The sequence below is a fragment of the Pseudomonas sp. NFX224 genome (assembly GCF_048565165.1).
Taxonomy (GTDB): domain Bacteria; phylum Pseudomonadota; class Gammaproteobacteria; order Pseudomonadales; family Pseudomonadaceae; genus Aquipseudomonas.
On sequence record NZ_CP183416.1, the window covers coordinates 3,465,906 to 3,481,672 of the forward strand.

15 protein-coding genes are annotated in these 15,767 nt (G+C 58.3%); 10 read left to right on the top strand and 5 right to left on the bottom strand.

Translation table 11 applies throughout. The features are described 5' to 3' along the window. Nucleotides 1-194 precede the first annotated feature (194 nt). Nucleotides 195-1,385, bottom strand: coding sequence for a methionine adenosyltransferase (gene metK / locus ACNYC6_RS15670; RefSeq protein ID WP_419708196.1), 1,191 nt, complete (start codon nt 1,383-1,385; stop codon nt 195-197). An 18-nt stretch (nt 1,386-1,403) separates the two neighbouring features. Then, nucleotides 1,404-2,399, bottom strand: coding sequence for an ArsR/SmtB family transcription factor (locus ACNYC6_RS15675; protein ID WP_419708197.1), 996 nt, complete (start codon nt 2,397-2,399; stop codon nt 1,404-1,406). A 271-nt stretch (nt 2,400-2,670) separates the two neighbouring features. On the opposite strand from ACNYC6_RS15675, the gene tkt reads away from it, so the two are divergent. The 6 genes from tkt to fba all read left to right on the top strand — a co-directional run bounded on the left by tkt (nt 2,671) and on the right by fba (nt 8,945). After that, complete coding sequence (gene tkt, locus ACNYC6_RS15680; RefSeq protein WP_419708198.1) at nt 2,671-4,668, top strand: transketolase; 1,998 nt, start codon at nt 2,671-2,673, stop codon at nt 4,666-4,668. A 184-nt stretch (nt 4,669-4,852) separates the two neighbouring features. Further along, complete coding sequence (epd, locus tag ACNYC6_RS15685) at nt 4,853-5,911, top strand: erythrose-4-phosphate dehydrogenase (protein ID WP_419708199.1); 1,059 nt, start codon at nt 4,853-4,855, stop codon at nt 5,909-5,911. Nucleotides 5,912-5,935: 24 nt separating this feature from the next. Then, nucleotides 5,936-7,099, top strand: coding sequence for a phosphoglycerate kinase (locus tag ACNYC6_RS15690; RefSeq protein ID WP_419708200.1), 1,164 nt, complete (start codon nt 5,936-5,938; stop codon nt 7,097-7,099). Between the two features lie 35 nt (nt 7,100-7,134). Beyond that, complete coding sequence (locus ACNYC6_RS15695; protein WP_419708201.1) at nt 7,135-7,356, top strand: hypothetical protein; 222 nt, start codon at nt 7,135-7,137, stop codon at nt 7,354-7,356. A 56-nt stretch (nt 7,357-7,412) separates the two neighbouring features. Further along, nucleotides 7,413-7,742, top strand: coding sequence for an MliC family protein (locus tag ACNYC6_RS15700; RefSeq protein WP_419708202.1), 330 nt, complete (start codon nt 7,413-7,415; stop codon nt 7,740-7,742). Between the two features lie 138 nt (nt 7,743-7,880). Further along, nucleotides 7,881-8,945, top strand: a complete 1,065-nt coding sequence (gene fba, locus ACNYC6_RS15705; RefSeq protein WP_007913760.1) for a class II fructose-bisphosphate aldolase — start codon at nt 7,881-7,883, stop codon at nt 8,943-8,945. A gap of 237 nt (nt 8,946-9,182) precedes the next feature. Here the strand turns inward: fba and ACNYC6_RS15710 are convergent, their stop codons facing one another. After that, complete coding sequence (locus ACNYC6_RS15710; RefSeq protein ID WP_419708203.1) at nt 9,183-9,485, bottom strand: hypothetical protein; 303 nt, start codon at nt 9,483-9,485, stop codon at nt 9,183-9,185. A gap of 762 nt (nt 9,486-10,247) precedes the next feature. Next, nucleotides 10,248-10,916, bottom strand: coding sequence for a polysaccharide lyase family 7 protein (locus ACNYC6_RS15715; protein ID WP_419708204.1), 669 nt, complete (start codon nt 10,914-10,916; stop codon nt 10,248-10,250). 320 nt (nt 10,917-11,236) lie between these two features. Here ACNYC6_RS15715 and ACNYC6_RS15720 point away from each other — a divergent pair, with 320 nt between their 5' ends. The 3 genes from ACNYC6_RS15720 to ACNYC6_RS15730 are packed head-to-tail and all read left to right on the top strand — an operon-like array spanning nt 11,237 to nt 14,227. After that, nucleotides 11,237-13,360 (top strand): putative bifunctional diguanylate cyclase/phosphodiesterase, encoded by a 2,124-nt coding sequence (locus tag ACNYC6_RS15720; protein WP_419708205.1) that lies wholly within the window; start codon nt 11,237-11,239, stop codon nt 13,358-13,360. Between the two features lie 45 nt (nt 13,361-13,405). Further along, nucleotides 13,406-13,906: a M48 family metallopeptidase gene (locus ACNYC6_RS15725; RefSeq protein WP_338583623.1), complete on the top strand. Its 501-nt coding sequence runs from the start codon at nt 13,406-13,408 to the stop codon at nt 13,904-13,906. A gap of 21 nt (nt 13,907-13,927) precedes the next feature. Beyond that, entirely contained in the window at nt 13,928-14,227 is a 300-nt protein-coding gene (locus ACNYC6_RS15730) for a winged helix-turn-helix domain-containing protein (protein WP_419708206.1), read from the top strand. 66 nt (nt 14,228-14,293) lie between these two features. Here ACNYC6_RS15730 and ACNYC6_RS15735 read toward each other — a convergent pair whose 3' ends face one another. Next, complete coding sequence (locus tag ACNYC6_RS15735; RefSeq protein WP_419712972.1) at nt 14,294-14,746, bottom strand: GNAT family N-acetyltransferase; 453 nt, start codon at nt 14,744-14,746, stop codon at nt 14,294-14,296. A 256-nt stretch (nt 14,747-15,002) separates the two neighbouring features. On the opposite strand from ACNYC6_RS15735, the gene ACNYC6_RS15740 reads away from it, so the two are divergent. Further along, nucleotides 15,003-15,740 carry a substrate-binding periplasmic protein gene (locus tag ACNYC6_RS15740; protein ID WP_419708207.1) on the top strand — a complete coding sequence of 246 codons (738 nt, stop codon included), beginning with the start codon at nt 15,003-15,005 and terminating at the stop codon, nt 15,738-15,740. Nucleotides 15,741-15,767: the final 27 nt, after the last annotated feature.

The window sequence follows — 15,767 nt, forward strand, 5'->3', positions numbered from 1 at the left end:
TGCTCAATGGGATGCTTGAAGGTTAGGTCAGGATTCGAGGGGGCCAGGACCGGGTGTTTTGCCAGGTATTTCGGGTGGTTGAGCTGGCATCATCGTCGGTTCACCGCCCGGAGCAAACTCGCACAGGTAGGCGCAGACAACAAAAAGCCCCGCACGGCGAACCGTGCGGGGCTTTTGGTACCGCCAGGGAAGTCTTACAGGCCGGCGGCGGAACGCAGGTCGTCGGCGCGGTCGGTTTTTTCCCAGGTGAAGGTGGTGAATGTATCGTCACCGACAGTCTTGGTCGCCGGGGTGCGGCCGAAGTGGCCGTACGCTGCGGTTTCCTGGTACATCGGGTGCAGCAGGTCGAGCATCTTGGTGATTGCGTACGGACGCAGGTCGAACACTTCGCGGACCAGTTTGACGATCTTGTCGTCGCTGATTTTGCCGGTGCCGAAGGTGTTCAACGAGATCGAAGTCGGTTGAGCGACGCCGATGGCGTAGGAAACCTGGATCTCGCAACGCTCGGCCAGGCCGGCAGCGACGATGTTCTTCGCCACGTAACGACCGGCGTAGGCCGCGGAACGGTCAACCTTCGATGGGTCCTTGCCGGAGAACGCGCCACCGCCGTGACGGGCCATGCCGCCGTAGCTGTCGACGATGATCTTGCGACCGGTCAGACCGCAGTCACCTACCGGGCCACCGATGATGAACTGGCCGGTCGGGTTGATGTGGAACTGGGTGTCCTTGGTCAGCAGTTCGGCAGGCAGCACGTGCTTGACGATCAGCTCCATCACGCCTTCACGCAGGTCGTTGTACGACACTTCCGGGTTGTGCTGGGTCGACAGGACAACAGCGTCGATACCGACAACCTTGCCGTTTTCGTAGCGGCAGGTCACCTGCGACTTGGCGTCCGGACGCAGCCAAGGCAGCAGGCCGGATTTACGGGCTTCGGCTTGCCTTTGTACAAGCTGGTGCGAGAACGTGATCGGTGCCGGCATCAGCACGTCGGTTTCGTTGCTGGCGTAGCCGAACATCAGGCCCTGGTCACCGGCGCCCTGATCTTCAGGTTTGGCACGGTCGACGCCCTGGTTGATGTCAGGGGACTGCTTGCCGATGATGTTCATCACGCCGCAGGTCGCGCCGTCGAAGCCGACGTTGGAACTGGTGTAGCCGATGTCGGTGATCACGTCACGAACGATCTGCTCCAGGTCCACCCAGGCCGAAGTGGTGACTTCGCCGGCGATGATCGCCACGCCCGTTTTCACCAGCGTCTCGCACGCCACGCGGGCGAACTTGTCTTCGGCAATGATTGCGTCCAGCACCGCATCAGAAATCTGGTCGGCGATTTTGTCCGGATGCCCTTCAGACACGGACTCGGAGGTGAAAAGGGAGTATTCGCTCATCTCGATGTTTTCCTGGAATTACCGATGGTGAGTGTCGCCAGTCGGCCGCTGAAAGTGGCGGACCTGAATCTGGAAACCATTACGTAAGCCTACATAGAGGCTTTCCCCGGGAACGAGTCCCGCAGCGGTGGCCCAACGGGCCAGATCGTCCTGTTCAAACCCCAACCAGAGATCACCGCAGGCTTCCCTGGCCCAACTCTGGTTGTGGCTACATAACTCCGTCACTAACAGGCTACCGCCTGGTTGCAGCAAATGGGCCATGTGCTTGAGCGCATCGGCCGGCGCGGCAAAATGGTGCAGCACCATGTTCAATACAACGCAATCGGCCTTGAGGCTCACGCCGTTCAAGGCATCGGCCAGTTGCAGGCTGACGTTAGTCAGCATTTGCCGTTCGCACACCTGGCGCGCCAGTTCGAGCATCGCCTGGCTGTTGTCCAGCGCCGTGACCTGGGTGAAGCGGCGCGCCAGCTCCGGCAGAAAAGCACCGTCTCCGGGGCCTACTTCAATGGCGGTAGCGTCTGCGCTGAAACTCAGCTTGTCGAGCAAGGCCACCACGCTTTCGTGGTACTGCGGCAGGCCGGCGATCAAGTCTTGCTGGGCGCGAAACTTCTCCGCGACCCGTGAGAAAAAGTCCTGACTGGCCGCCGCCCGTTGTGCATGGACTTGAGTAATCCGCGACTGCACATCGGCAGGCAAGGTCAGGTCGTCCACTTCTTCGAGCAGGGCCGCGTGCAGTTTGCCGCCCAACAGATCGGTGTGGGGCAGGGCGCGACGATAGAAAATCGCGTTGCCTTCACGGCGGGTTGCCACCAGGTCGGCCTGGGCCAACACCTTGAGGTGATGGCTCATGCCGGACTGGCCGATGCCGAAGATCTGCGCCAGTTCCAGTACGCCGAACGAGTCGTTGGCCAGTGCGCGCAATACATTCAACCGCAGAGGATCGCCGCCGGCCTTGCACAGGGCCGCCAGCACATCGCAATCGTCATGGTGAATGGAAGGCGCGCGTAAATTCATAAGGCCGGCAGTCTAGTCACGCACCGATAGCATCGCAAGAGCAATATCAAAAAGTTTTGATATTGCTCGATAGATGGCACTTCTTAACGTTAGCTTCAGTCAACAAACGAATGGCGGAAAGGTTTCACCAGCCCAAACCGTCGTTATCCATTGGAAAAACGCCTCCAGATGACTATCTGTCATTGCCCCGAGGCGTCTGGGTGAGGGAAAATGCTCGCCTTTTTTCCGTTTCGATTATTCACCCTTGTTACAGAACCCCAGGAGATCAGCGATGCCTAGCCGTCGTGAGCGTGCCAACGCCATTCGTGCCCTCAGCATGGATGCCGTGCAAAAAGCCAACAGCGGCCATCCCGGTGCCCCTATGGGTATGGCAGATATCGCCGAAGTGCTTTGGCGCGACTACCTCAAGCACAACCCGAGCAATCCATCGTTCGCCGACCGTGACCGCTTCGTGCTGTCCAACGGCCACGGCTCGATGTTGATCTACTCGCTGCTGCACCTGACCGGCTACGACCTGTCGATCGAAGACCTCAAGCAGTTCCGCCAACTGCACAGCCGCACCCCGGGCCACCCTGAACTCGGCTACACCCCGGGCGTCGAGACCACCACCGGTCCACTGGGCCAGGGCCTGGCCAACGCCGTGGGCTTTGCCCTGGCTGAAAAAGTCCTGGCTGCCCAGTTCAACCGTGCTGGCCACAACATCGTTGATCACCACACCTATGTGTTCCTGGGTGATGGCTGCATGATGGAAGGCATTTCCCACGAAGTCGCTTCGCTGGCCGGCACCTTGGGCCTGGGCAAGCTGATTGCCTTCTACGATGACAACGGCATCTCCATCGACGGCGAAGTCGAAGGCTGGTTCACCGACGACACCCCGAAGCGTTTTGAATCTTACAACTGGCAAGTGATCCGCAACGTCGACGGTCACGACCCGGAAGAGATCAAGACTGCGATCGAGACTGCACGCAAAAGCGCCCAGCCGACCCTGATCTGCTGCAAGACCACGATCGGCTTCGGTTCGCCGAACAAGCAAGGTAAGGAAGACTGCCACGGCGCCCCGCTGGGTGACGCGGAAATCGCCCTGACCCGCGCGGCGCTGAAGTGGAATCACGGCCCGTTCGAAATCCCGGCCGACATCTATGCCGAGTGGGATGCAAAAGAAGCTGGCCGCGCAGTTGAAGCCGAGTGGGATCAGCGTTTCGCAGCTTACTCCGCTGCGTTCCCGACCGAAGCCAATGAACTGGTGCGTCGCCTGAGCGGTGAGCTGCCGGCGGACTTCGCCGAAAAGGCCGATGCCTATATCGCTGAAGTGGCTGCCAAAGGCGAAACCATCGCCAGCCGTAAAGCCAGCCAGAACGCCCTGAACGCGTTCGGCCCGCTGCTGCCTGAATTCCTCGGCGGCTCGGCTGACCTGGCCGGCTCCAACCTGACTCTGTGGAAAGGTTGCAAAGGCGTCACCGCCGAAGACGCCAGCGGCAACTACATGTACTACGGCGTGCGCGAATTCGGCATGACCGCGATCATGAACGGCGTTGCCCTGCACGGCGGCCTGGTGCCTTACGGCGCGACCTTCCTGATGTTCATGGAATACGCACGCAACGCAGTGCGCATGTCGGCCCTGATGAAGCAGCGTGTGATCCACGTCTACACCCACGACTCCATCGGTCTGGGCGAAGACGGCCCGACTCACCAGCCAATCGAGCAACTGGCCAGCCTGCGCTGCACGCCGAACCTCGACACCTGGCGTCCGGCGGATGCCGTTGAATCGGCAGTGAGCTGGAAGTTTGCGCTGGAGCGCAAGGACGGTCCTTCGGCCCTGATCTTCTCGCGTCAGAACCTGCAGCATCAAACCCGCAGCGCTCTGCAGATCGCGGACATCAGCCGTGGCGGTTATGTGTTGAAGGACTGCGCAGGCGAGCCTGAGCTGATCCTGATCGCGACCGGTTCGGAAGTGGGTCTGGCCGTTCAGGCCTTCGACAAACTGACCGAGCAGGGCCGCAAGGTGCGCGTGGTTTCCATGCCTTGCACCAGCGTGTTCGATGCCCAGGACGCCGGCTACAAGCAATCGGTTCTGCCGTTGCAGGTCAGCGCGCGTATCGCCATCGAAGCCGCCCACGCGGACTACTGGTACAAGTACGTGGGCCTGGAAGGCCGCGTGATCGGCATGACCACCTACGGCGAGTCGGCGCCTGCGCCTGCCTTGTTCGAAGAGTTCGGCTTCACCCTGGAAAACATCCTGGGTCAGGCTGAAGAACTGCTGGAAGACTAAGCACGACGCGGTGGCTCTGGCCGCCGTGATGCCCTGTAGGAGCGAGCTTGCTCGCGATGGTCGTTAACGATAACGCTGGCTGTCTGGATGAGCGCGTTGTCCTGAAGTCCATCGCGAGCAAGCTCGCTCCCACAAGGGTGTGTTGTTAACGAGATTTCGTCTGACTGCGTCTATCGAGAACCCCATGCCTCAACCGCGTCCCTACAAAGTTGCACTCAACGGCTACGGCCGGATTGGTCGTTGCGTCTTGCGTGCGTTGTTCGAGCGAGGCTCGGCGGCTGGGTTTGAAATTGTCGCGATCAACGATCTGGCCGACATGGCCAGCATCGAATACCTGACACGCTTCGACTCCACTCACGGGCGTTTTCCCGGTGAAGTGAAGGTCGACGGCGATTGTCTGCATATTAATGGCGACTGCGTGAAGGTCCTGCGCAGTGCCACCCCCGAAGGCATCGATTGGGCGTCGTTGGGCGTCGACCTGGTGCTGGAATGCTCCGGCGCTTACCACACCCGTGAAGACGGCCAGCGTTTTCTCGACGCCGGCGCGCCGCGTGTACTGTTTTCCCAGCCGATGGCCAGTGAAGCGGACGTCGACGCCACCATCGTCTACGGCGTGAACCAGGATTGCCTGACCGGTGACGAACTGCTGGTGTCCAACGCCTCTTGCACCACCAACTGCGGTGTACCGCTGTTGCGTCTGCTGGACCAGGCCATTGGCCTGGAATACGTGTCGATCACTACGATCCATTCGGCGATGAACGATCAGCCGGTGATCGATGCCTATCACCACGAAGACCTGCGCCGTACCCGTTCGGCGTTCCAGTCGGTGATCCCGGTGTCCACTGGTCTGGCGCGTGGCATCGAGCGCCTGTTGCCGGAACTTGCCGGGCGAATTCAGGCCAAAGCCGTACGTGTGCCGACGGTGAACGTGTCTTGCCTCGACATTACGATGCAAACGGTGAGCGACACCGACGCCACCGAGGTCAACCGGATCCTGCGCGAGGCGGCCACCAGCGGCCCGCTCAAAGGTCTTCTGGCCTACACCGAGTTGCCTCACGCCAGTTGTGATTTCAACCATGACCCACATTCGGCGATCGTCGATGCCAGTCAGACCCGTGTTTCCGGCCCACGGCTGGTGAACATCCTGGCCTGGTTCGACAACGAATGGGGTTTTGCCAACCGAATGCTCGACGTTGCAGAACACTATCTGCAAATAGCTACATCCAAAAAACCTGCTCTCTAAACAGCTACCCAGGAAATGCGACCCATGACCGTGTTGAAGATGTCCGACCTCGATCTGCAAGGTAAGCGCGTACTGATCCGCGAAGACCTCAACGTCCCAGTCAAGGACGGTGTTGTCACCAGCGATGCGCGAATCCTGGCTTCGCTGCCGACCATCAAGCTGGCCCTGGAAAAAGGCGCGGCCGTAATGATTTGCTCGCACCTTGGCCGTCCGACCGAAGGTGAGTTCTCGGCCGAGAACAGCCTCAAGCCAGTCGCCGACTACCTGAGCAAGGCCCTGGGTCGCGAAGTGCCGCTGGTAGCCGATTACCTGGGTGGTGTCGACGTGAAAGCGGGCGACATCGTGCTGTTTGAAAACGTGCGCTTCAACAAGGGCGAGAAAAAGAACGCCGATGAACTGGCCCAGCAATACGCCGCCCTGTGCGACGTGTTCGTGATGGATGCCTTCGGCACCGCTCACCGTGCCGAGGGTTCGACCCACGGCGTGGCCAAGTTCGCCAAAATTGCTGCTGCTGGTCCGTTGCTGGCCGCAGAACTGGATGCACTGGGCAAAGCCCTGGGCGCTCCGGCACAGCCAATGGCGGCCATTGTTGCCGGCTCCAAGGTATCGACCAAGCTCGACGTACTGAACAGCCTGAGCCAGATCTGCGATCAACTGATCGTTGGCGGCGGCATCGCCAACACATTCCTGGCCGCTGCCGGTCACCCGGTCGGCAAGTCGCTGTACGAGCCTGACCTGCTGGACACCGCCCGCGCTATCGCCGCCAAAGTCAGCGTGCCGTTGCCGGTTGACGTGGTGGTTGCCAAGGAATTCGCCGAAAGCGCTGCGGCCACCGTCAAGCTGATCGCTGACGTCGCTGCCGACGACATGATTCTGGACATCGGCCCGCAGACCGCGGCCAACTTCGCCGAGTTGCTGAAATCGTCGAAAACCATCCTGTGGAACGGTCCGGTCGGCGTGTTTGAGTTTGACCAGTTCGGCAACGGCACCAAAGTGCTGGCCCAGGCCATTGCTGAAAGCTCGGCGTTCTCCATCGCGGGCGGTGGCGATACGCTGGCGGCCATCGACAAATATGGCGTTGCTGACCAAATTTCCTACATTTCTACCGGCGGCGGCGCATTCCTCGAATTCGTCGAAGGCAAAGTGCTGCCAGCTGTTGAAGTCCTGGAAAGCCGGGCCAAGGCCTGAGGGTCGCCCGTTTGACCAGGCGAGGGAGTGTTGAAATGGTCAAGACGTTAGCGCTGTTGATCGTCGCGGGTTCGCTGGCGGCTTGCGGGAGTAACCCGAAAGCCACGCCGGAACCTGCGCCATCCGCGCCGGAAAAAGGCTGCTATCAGGCCGACTGGCAGGCGGAAACCAATCCGGTGCTCAACAAGCGTTCCGGGCCTGAAGGCCTGGACAAATACGAGACCCAGACGCCCGCCAAGGAACATGGTTGTCCTTGACGGGTCTGACTCTTTACTCAGGGCTGGTGGCGTGCGCTGTCAGCCGAGGAACACGGATGAAAGGTTTTATCGCCATTACGGCGCTGGCACTGCTGGCAGGGTGCGCCAACTTGAACCCGTTCCAGTCGTCCGCTGCGGCTGACAACTGGACCACCTGGACCTGCGACAGTCAGGCCAAGGTGCTGTGGCGCTACACCGATGACAGCCGCAAGCAAGTCGACGTCCGCCTGGGCGGTGCCGATCAGGTCTATCGCCTGAAGGAAGAGCCGGGCGCCTCGGGTTCGTTGTACAGCGACAACATGCTGGCGTTTCACGTGAAAGGTGAGGAAGGCCTGGTTTACTGGGTCGCCACCAATGATTTGATTGGCCGTGGCTGTCACCTGTAGGAACCGACGTTTTAGAGTTGATGTAACACCCGAATTCGCAGCCTGGGCCTAACCCCCGATCTGCAATAACTTGAATAGCCGCCGCCGCTCCGGCAGGCTGGCACGATTAACGACCCTCAACCGGGAGAGACACACACAATGGCACTTATCAGCATGCGCCAGATGTTGGACCACGCAGCCGAGTTCGGCTACGGCGTTCCAGCTTTCAACGTCAACAACCTTGAGCAGATGCGCGCCATCATGGAAGCCGCTGACAAGACTGACTCCCCGGTGATCGTCCAGGCTTCGGCCGGTGCTCGCAAATACGCCGGCGCGCCGTTCCTGCGTCACCTGATCCTGGCAGCCATCGAAGAATTCCCGCACATCCCGGTGTGCATGCACCAGGACCACGGCACCAGCCCTGACGTCTGCCAGCGTTCCATCCAGCTGGGCTTCAGCTCGGTCATGATGGACGGTTCCCTGGGCGAAGACGGCAAGACCCCGACCGACTACGACTACAACGTCCGCGTTACCCAACAAACCGTAGCCATGGCTCACGCCTGCGGCGTTTCGGTAGAAGGCGAGCTGGGTTGCCTGGGTTCGCTGGAAACCGGCATGGCCGGTGAAGAAGACGGTATCGGCGCCGAAGGCGTTCTGGATCACAGCCAGATGCTGACCGACCCGGAAGAAGCCGCTGACTTCGTCAAACGCACTCAGGTTGATGCCCTGGCCATCGCCATCGGCACCAGCCACGGCGCCTACAAGTTCACCAAGCCACCTACCGGCGACGTGCTGGCGATCGATCGCATCAAGGAAATCCACAAGCGCATTCCGAACACTCACCTGGTGATGCACGGTTCGTCTTCGGTTCCGCAAGAGTGGCTGGCGATCATCAACCAGTACGGCGGCGACATCAAAGAAACCTACGGCGTACCGGTTGAAGAAATCGTCGAAGGCATCAAGTACGGCGTGCGCAAGGTCAACATCGACACCGACCTGCGCCTGGCGTCCACCGGCGCAATGCGTCGCCTGATGGCCACCAACCCGAGCGAGTTCGACCCGCGTAAATTCTTCGGCGCCACCGTTACCGCCATGCGCGACGTGTGCATCGCTCGTTACGAAGCCTTCGGCACCGCAGGCAACGCTTCGAAGATCAAGCCGATCTCCCTGGAAGCGATGTATCAGCGTTACCTGAAAGGTGAGTTGAATGCCAAGGTCAACTAAGACTCTGTAGCGTTTGAGTTGCATTAAATACCCGCCACGAGGCGGGTTTTTAATACGTGGAGCTAATGAGTTCAATCGAGTGTTTTTTCATCGACACGCTCTTATTTTTAGTCATTACAATGTTGTAGCGAACTGTTGTTCCTGATGATGGTTGATGTTCTACGCTGCAGGAATATTTACATACCTCATAAATGTTTCTACGCTGCGTGTGAAACCGAGCCCGTCTGTTGGGGGGCCCTAGCAATTGTTGTTGGGGTCAAGATCAAGCTCGCGCATTGTATTGGTGATCCCTAGCTTTCTGAACGCTGATAGTTTGTTTGGTCTTTTGATGTACTCGCTGAGTGACATCGGGTTTGGAAGGGCTGTCAGCTCAACCGTGGTATCCCAATTGCTATCTTGATCAATAGTAGTAATTGTTGATGTGCGGATGAATGGTGACGAATTAGCGGGTTCTGCTGAGACTTCGGAAATCATAGTGTTTAATGGGAATTCCAGGGTTGATGTATTGTTTGTTTTCAAGGTTCCCATATTCTTAATCATGCTGTTCTCCTATAGATACGGTGTGAAGAGTTGCTGTATATAAAGCCTGCTCTTATGTCACGGTGGCTAGGGGGCTATTTCTTTTGTTTTTTCTATTTTAGTCACACCTACTTAGCCTGAGTTTTCCTTGGCAGTTGACGAGTTTTTCGACTTGCGGTTGGTAGACTGTGGATAGACTGTTTACTCGCTCGTTGATCTCTCTTGAGTTCCAGCTATTAGGGTCTTCTGGACGGGTATTTCCGGTTAGGCAACCGGTATTTATTTCGCAACTGGGAAATGGCTCCATACCATTGGTAGGCTCGATTAATTTGATTGGGGTTTTATTAAGTATGCAGGATTGTGCTGCGCTGCTTTTTGACCAAGAGTCATCGCAGATGTCGGCCTGGACGAGGCCTGGAAATATGCCTGTAAGTATTATTAGAAGAATTGTTTCTTTAGTGGGTTTCATTGTGGCGCCCTCATGGATTTCAACGATGTTCCGAATGGCTCATTGCTTGTGAGTTTGGGGGCGTAATGAGGATCGAAACAACTGTCATGTTTGACAGTTTTTTATACTTATTTGAAATTTGAGGGTTGGAAAATTTTTAGCTTGGTTATTTCTAGGTGGAAATATTATCGGTGAAAAAAACGAAAGCTTAATTTTGCGAAGCCTTCGATACCGCAGGTAACGCGTTCAAATGGACGCCAAGGTCAACTAAGTCTTCAACGTTTGAGTTGCATAAAAACCCGCCGAGAGGCGGGTTTTTTGTGGGCGCGTTTCGGCTATTTATCGTGATCGATATCCAGCTTGCTGAACGTCACTTTCCCGCCCTCACTGGTGTACCCGGTGTTGTCTTGCACATACACCCCAGCCTTGAAGTACAACGGTTTGTCGCGCCAGGTGGCGCTGATTTTGGTGTCCCACTGATAGCCCGCGGCACTGATGCCCAGCGCACCGCCAGGGCTGAGGTGGATAAGGTAGGAAAACTCCCGGTCCAGTTTCACACCGGTGGCGATGGTGATGACCCGGCCTTCGTCATCATCGGGACGCATACGCACCTTGGCGACGATGTTGCCGGTTTGGGTTTTGGTCTTGTACTGGTATTCAACCTTCACCAACGGCTTCTGGCTGTTATAGGCATGGATCTGCCCGATGACGATCTTGCCCGAGCTCGGCACCTGGTTCACCGCCAGCGTGGCATGCAGCAGGTTGTCTGCATCCGGGTAGTACCAGTTGCGCAGCGTACCGTTGCTGTAGGTTTCGCGCAGTTCGGTGCGTGGATAGATGGCGTTTTCAGTCTTTGAGCCTGTTACCGGGGACCAGAAAAACAGCGTGCCGGTGTCGGAGTGGAAGTATTGATCCTTGAAGCCCTTCACCAGTTTGGAGGTTTCAACGGTGTACGGCGGGCTGCCGACGGGAACACTGAGGTTCCAGGTTGCGAGGTCGATCATAAAAATAGCTTCCACGAATTGTGCTGCACGCACGTGCCAGAAGCTCTAGCGCGCGCCTTTGGGGGCGGTCTTTATAAGCGTAGGCGGGCGTTTTGTTAATGTCGGGCTGACAGAAGGGTGACGTCAAAATCCTGTTAAAAGGCCATCTTTCCCGGTTTTAGCGGGCTGCAGGGACGACCGTTAGTCGGCGAATTAACCCTTTAGTTAGAGGGTGGCGCACTGATGGCTTCTGCTTTTCTGGATCCAGGTCTAAAGTGGTGGCTGGATTTGTCCGGTTTTCACGAGAAGCCGGCCTGACGCCCCGAACATAGAGAAGCAGCATGGAATGCGCGCAGCCCCGGCCAACTGACGGCAACTCAACGTTATTAATTGTCGATGATTACCCTGAAAATCTGATCAGCATGCGCGCGTTGTTGCAGCGCCAGGACTGGCAGGTTATTACCGCTGCCTCGGGTTTCGAGGCGCTCAGTCTGTTGCTTGAACATGATGTCGACCTGGTGCTGCTGGATGTGCAGATGCCGGGCATGGACGGTTTTGAAGTGGCGCGCCTGATGCGCGGTAGCCAACGGACCCGCCTCACTCCGATTATTTTCCTGACCGCCAACGAACAGTCCCAGGACGCCGTGATCAAGGGCTATGCCAGTGGCGCGGTGGATTATCTGTTCAAACCGTTCGATCCACAGATTCTCAAGCCCAAGGTCCAGGCGCTGCTGGAGCACCAGCGCAATCGCCGGGCCTTGCAGCGCCTTAGCCATGACCTGGAGGTCGCTCGTGCCTTCAATGCCTCGGTGCTGGACAACGCCGCTGAAGGCATTCTGGTGGTGAGCGAGGACGGTCTGATCCGCTTCGCCAACCCGGCGATGTCGCGTCTGCTCAACGCCACGGTGCAGGAACTGCAAGGCAAGGAGTTTCTGGATTTCCTGCAAAAGCCGCATATCCCGGTGTGGGCCGAATCGGACCTGCTGGCCGGGTACAAGCGCGGCGAGACGTTTCGCATGCACGATGCGTTGCTGCGTACCGCTCCCGGCCAGCAAGTGCCGGTGGCGCTGTCGTGTGCGCCGTTGCCTGCGGAGCAGCACGCCATGGTGGTGACGGTGCTGGACATGTCGGTGGTGCGCCACCTGCACAAGCAACTCGAATTCCAGGCCGTTACTGATCCGCTGACCGGACTGCTCAACCGACGCGGTTTTTACCAGACCGTGGAAAACCTGCTGCTACGCGGCGAACGCACCGACAGCACCTGGGTCTTGATGTATCTGGACCTCGATGGTTTCAAGCGGGTCAATGATTCTCTCGGTCACGATGCCGGCGATCGGGTGCTGCGCGGGGTGTCCGAACAGTTGAAGGCTTGCCTGCGGCCCTTCGACATTCTGGCGCGCATGGGCGGTGACGAGTTCACCGCGTTGTTGGACCTGGAGTTCCCCGAACAAGCGGCCAAGATTGCCGAGAAACTGATTGAGCGCGTGTCAATCTGTCAGCAGATCGACGGCCTGGATATAGCCTTGGGCGCAAGCATCGGCATTGCCACATTCCCGGATTGCGGGGCCAATCTGGACGGTTTGTTGCGGGCTTCAGACATCGCGATGTACGAAGCCAAACGCGCCGGTCGCCAGCAATATCGCTTCTACGATCACGAAATGAACGGCCGTGCCCGCTCGCGACTTATGCTGGAAGAAAGCGTGCGCACCGCCATCGAGAACCGAGACTTCAACCTTGTTTATCAACCGCAGGTAGCCATCGTCGGCGGGCAGATTCGCGGGTTTGAAGCCTTGCTGCGTTGGCAGCACCCGAGCGTCGGCGACGTGCCGCCTGGGCTGTTTTTACCGTTGCTGGAAGAAGCGCGGTTGATCAGTCGCCTGGGTAGCTGGATTTACCAGCGCGGTGCCGGACAGCGCAAGGCCTGGGAAGCGCTGTTTGCCGAGGACCTGGTTCTGGGCGTCAGTTTGAGTGGCAGTCAGTTCGCCATGCCAAATCTGGTTGCCGAGTTGCGCCAGGTGCTGGAGCGTCACGGTTTGCAACCACGTCATCTGGAAGTCGAGGTGACGGAAGACGCCTTGATGCACAACCCGGAAGAAACCCGTAAACAACTGCGTTTGCTGCGCGGTTTGGGCGTCAGGGTGGCGCTGGATGATTTCGGTGCAGGGCCGTGCTCGCTAGCTCATTTACGCGATCTGCAACTGGACACGCTCAAACTCGACCGCCATTTGATCGCGCGACTGCCCGAGTCGTCGCGGGACGCAGTGCTGGTGCGCAATGTGATCGAACTGTGTAAACAGTACGACATGCTGGTGATCGCCGAAGGGGTGGAAACCGTGGCGCAATACGAGTGGTTGCAAGCCAATGGTTGCGAGTATGTACAGGGTTTTCTGGTGGCACGGCCGATGATGGCCGAAGACACCGGACACTTTGCACAGCCCTTTGACTGGAGCGCGCTCACTCGCTGAATTCGCTACACTGGCGACCTTTTCGTTATTTGTGTTGCCGCTGCGATGACCGCGTTGAAATACCTCCAGGCTTATCCCGCTTCGTTGCAGGATCAGGTGCGCCAGTTGATCGCCGACGGTCGGCTGGGCGAATACTTGAGCAAGCGTTACCCCGAACAACACAGTGTGCAGAGCGACAAGGCGCTGTACACCTACGCGTTGGACCTCAAGCAGGCATACCTGCGTAACGCTCCAACCATCGACAAAGTGCTGTTCGATAACCGCCTCGACCTGACCCACCGCGCCCTCGGCCTGCACACCACGATCTCTCGGGTACAGGGCGGCAAACTCAAGGCCAAGAAAGAAATCCGCGTTGCTTCGCTGTTCAAGGAGGCTCCGTCGGAGTTTCTGAAAATGATCGTGGTGCACGAACTGGCGCATTTCAAAGAGTCGGATCACAACAAAGCGTTCTACAAACTGTGCGAACACATGCAGCCGGGCTATCACCAGGTGGAGTTCGATGTGCGGGTGTATCTGACGTGGCGGGATTTGCAGACTGCGATTTGATCTTCAAGAAAAGGAGCGAACGTGACGGACGTAAGCAAGACCAAGAGCAGCTTCTACCGCCGCCTGTACGTGGCGTACCTGATCGACAGCGGTCTGGCCAGCAGCGTTCCGGCGCTGACCGAAGTCACCGGCATGCCGCGGCGCACCGCCCAGGACACCATCGCTGCGCTGGCGGATCTGGATATCATCTGCGAGTTCGAGCAGGAAGAAGGCGCGCGTAACCATGCCGGGCGCTACCGGATTCGCGAGTGGGGGGCGATTGATCGGGGGTGGATCGAGCGTAATCTGCGGCAGGTCAAAACGGTGTTGGAATATCCCTAGCTCCCACGCTGATCTTCGTTACGCCACCGATCAGTGTGGGAGCGAGCCTACTCGCGACGGGGGCCCTCAGGAGCGGCGCATCCCGATATGCGGAATGCCGTCCTCGACAAACTCCTCGCCCGCCACCACAAACCCGTATCGCCCGTAATACCCCTGCAAATGCGCCTGGGCCGAGAGGTAGATCGGCGTATCAGGCCAGCGCTTTGCAGCCTGAAGCAGCGCTTTTTCCATCATTACATGGCCCAACCCTTTGCCTCGACCGAGCGGCGCGGTCACAACCCGGCCGATGACCACGTCGCCGCCCTGTAACTCGGGGTCGAGCAAACGCAGGTAGGCCACCAGGCGATCCCCGTCCCATCCCATCAAATGGCAGGTATCACCTTCCAGATCCTGGCCATCGATATCCTGATAAATGCACTTCTGCTCGACGACGAACACCTCGTCACGCAACTGCAAAATGGCGTACAGCTGTTCTTTGCCCAGATCATTGTGGTGTTTGCAGACCCATTCGATTGCCATGTTTTGATTCCCTGAAAACGTCCCTCCGATACTAAGCGTCCTGACGCAGGATGTCTTTATGGCGGAGAAATCTGTGACAAAGACCAAAATGCCATCATTCATTTCGCGCGCCGCTTTCTTCTTTGTGTAATCTGGAATCAAGCGATGTGCAGTGGCTTCAATGAGCTAACGTTTAGTGCCTGGGTGTGCCGGTACGGGGTCTTGGAGTTTTGGCTGAAAACACGTCGGGCAGCCCGCCCGCTAAGGATTTTCTAGCATGCCGCGATTGCATCGAGCCTTTGCTTTGATTGGATTGCTGTTGCTGACTCAACATGCGGCAGCGGAAAAGCTGCGTCTGGTGGCTGATGCCTGGCCGCCTTTTACCGACGCCACGCTGGTCAATGGCGGGTTGGCCACGGACATTGTCAGCACCGCGCTGGCGCGGGCCGGCTATGCCAGTGATTTTGAACAGGTGCCTTGGGCGCGGGCCTTGCTGGGGGTAGGCGAGGGCCGCTACGACGTATTGGTGAACGCCTGGTACACCGACGAACGTACCAAGCTCGGGAAGTTTTCCGGTGAGTACCTGGTCAATCGCGTGCGCTTTCTCAAGCGCAAAGATGCGCCGATCGAGTTCAACAATCTGCAACAACTGCACACGTACCCGATAGCCGTGGTGCGCGGTTACGCCTATTCACCGGCCTTTGACGAGGACGAATCACTGCAGAAAATCCCGGTGCACAGTTTTGCGATGGCGGTGCGCATGGTGGCTGCCGACAGGGTCAAGCTGACGCTGGAAGACGAATACGTCGCGCGTTATTACCTGGCCCGCGAGTCTGCCAAGGTGCGCAATGCCGTAGAGTTCCTGCCCAAGCCGTTGAGCGAGAACGGCCTGCACATTCTGGTCAGCCTGAAGAACCCTCAGCATGAGCAGATCGTCGCCGGTTTCGACCGCGAGATTGCGGCGATGAAGGCTGATGGGAGTTATGCGCGGTTGATGAAGCAGCATGGGATGTAGAGGCCCGCTGCGACGCAAGGCGATCCA

What these genes read in the sequence shown, in the direction of transcription:
- ACNYC6_RS15675 (WP_419708197.1), bottom strand. Translation starts at nt 2,399, where the DNA reads ATGAATTTACGCGCGCCTTCCATTCACCATGACGATTGCGATGTGCTG.
- tkt (WP_419708198.1), top strand. Translation starts at nt 2,671, where the DNA reads ATGCCTAGCCGTCGTGAGCGTGCCAACGCCATTCGTGCCCTCAGCATG.
- ACNYC6_RS15720 (WP_419708205.1), top strand. Translation starts at nt 11,237, where the DNA reads ATGGAATGCGCGCAGCCCCGGCCAACTGACGGCAACTCAACGTTATTA.
- ACNYC6_RS15710 (WP_419708203.1), bottom strand. Translation starts at nt 9,485, where the DNA reads ATGATTAAGAATATGGGAACCTTGAAAACAAACAATACATCAACCCTG.
- ACNYC6_RS15740 (WP_419708207.1), top strand. Translation starts at nt 15,003, where the DNA reads ATGCCGCGATTGCATCGAGCCTTTGCTTTGATTGGATTGCTGTTGCTG.
- metK (WP_419708196.1), bottom strand. Translation starts at nt 1,385, where the DNA reads ATGAGCGAATACTCCCTTTTCACCTCCGAGTCCGTGTCTGAAGGGCAT.
- ACNYC6_RS15695 (WP_419708201.1), top strand. Translation starts at nt 7,135, where the DNA reads ATGGTCAAGACGTTAGCGCTGTTGATCGTCGCGGGTTCGCTGGCGGCT.
- fba (WP_007913760.1), top strand. Translation starts at nt 7,881, where the DNA reads ATGGCACTTATCAGCATGCGCCAGATGTTGGACCACGCAGCCGAGTTC.
- ACNYC6_RS15725 (WP_338583623.1), top strand. Translation starts at nt 13,406, where the DNA reads ATGACCGCGTTGAAATACCTCCAGGCTTATCCCGCTTCGTTGCAGGAT.
- ACNYC6_RS15690 (WP_419708200.1), top strand. Translation starts at nt 5,936, where the DNA reads ATGACCGTGTTGAAGATGTCCGACCTCGATCTGCAAGGTAAGCGCGTA.
- ACNYC6_RS15700 (WP_419708202.1), top strand. Translation starts at nt 7,413, where the DNA reads ATGAAAGGTTTTATCGCCATTACGGCGCTGGCACTGCTGGCAGGGTGC.
- ACNYC6_RS15735 (WP_419712972.1), bottom strand. Translation starts at nt 14,746, where the DNA reads ATGGCAATCGAATGGGTCTGCAAACACCACAATGATCTGGGCAAAGAA.
- epd (WP_419708199.1), top strand. Translation starts at nt 4,853, where the DNA reads ATGCCTCAACCGCGTCCCTACAAAGTTGCACTCAACGGCTACGGCCGG.
- ACNYC6_RS15715 (WP_419708204.1), bottom strand. Translation starts at nt 10,916, where the DNA reads ATGATCGACCTCGCAACCTGGAACCTCAGTGTTCCCGTCGGCAGCCCG.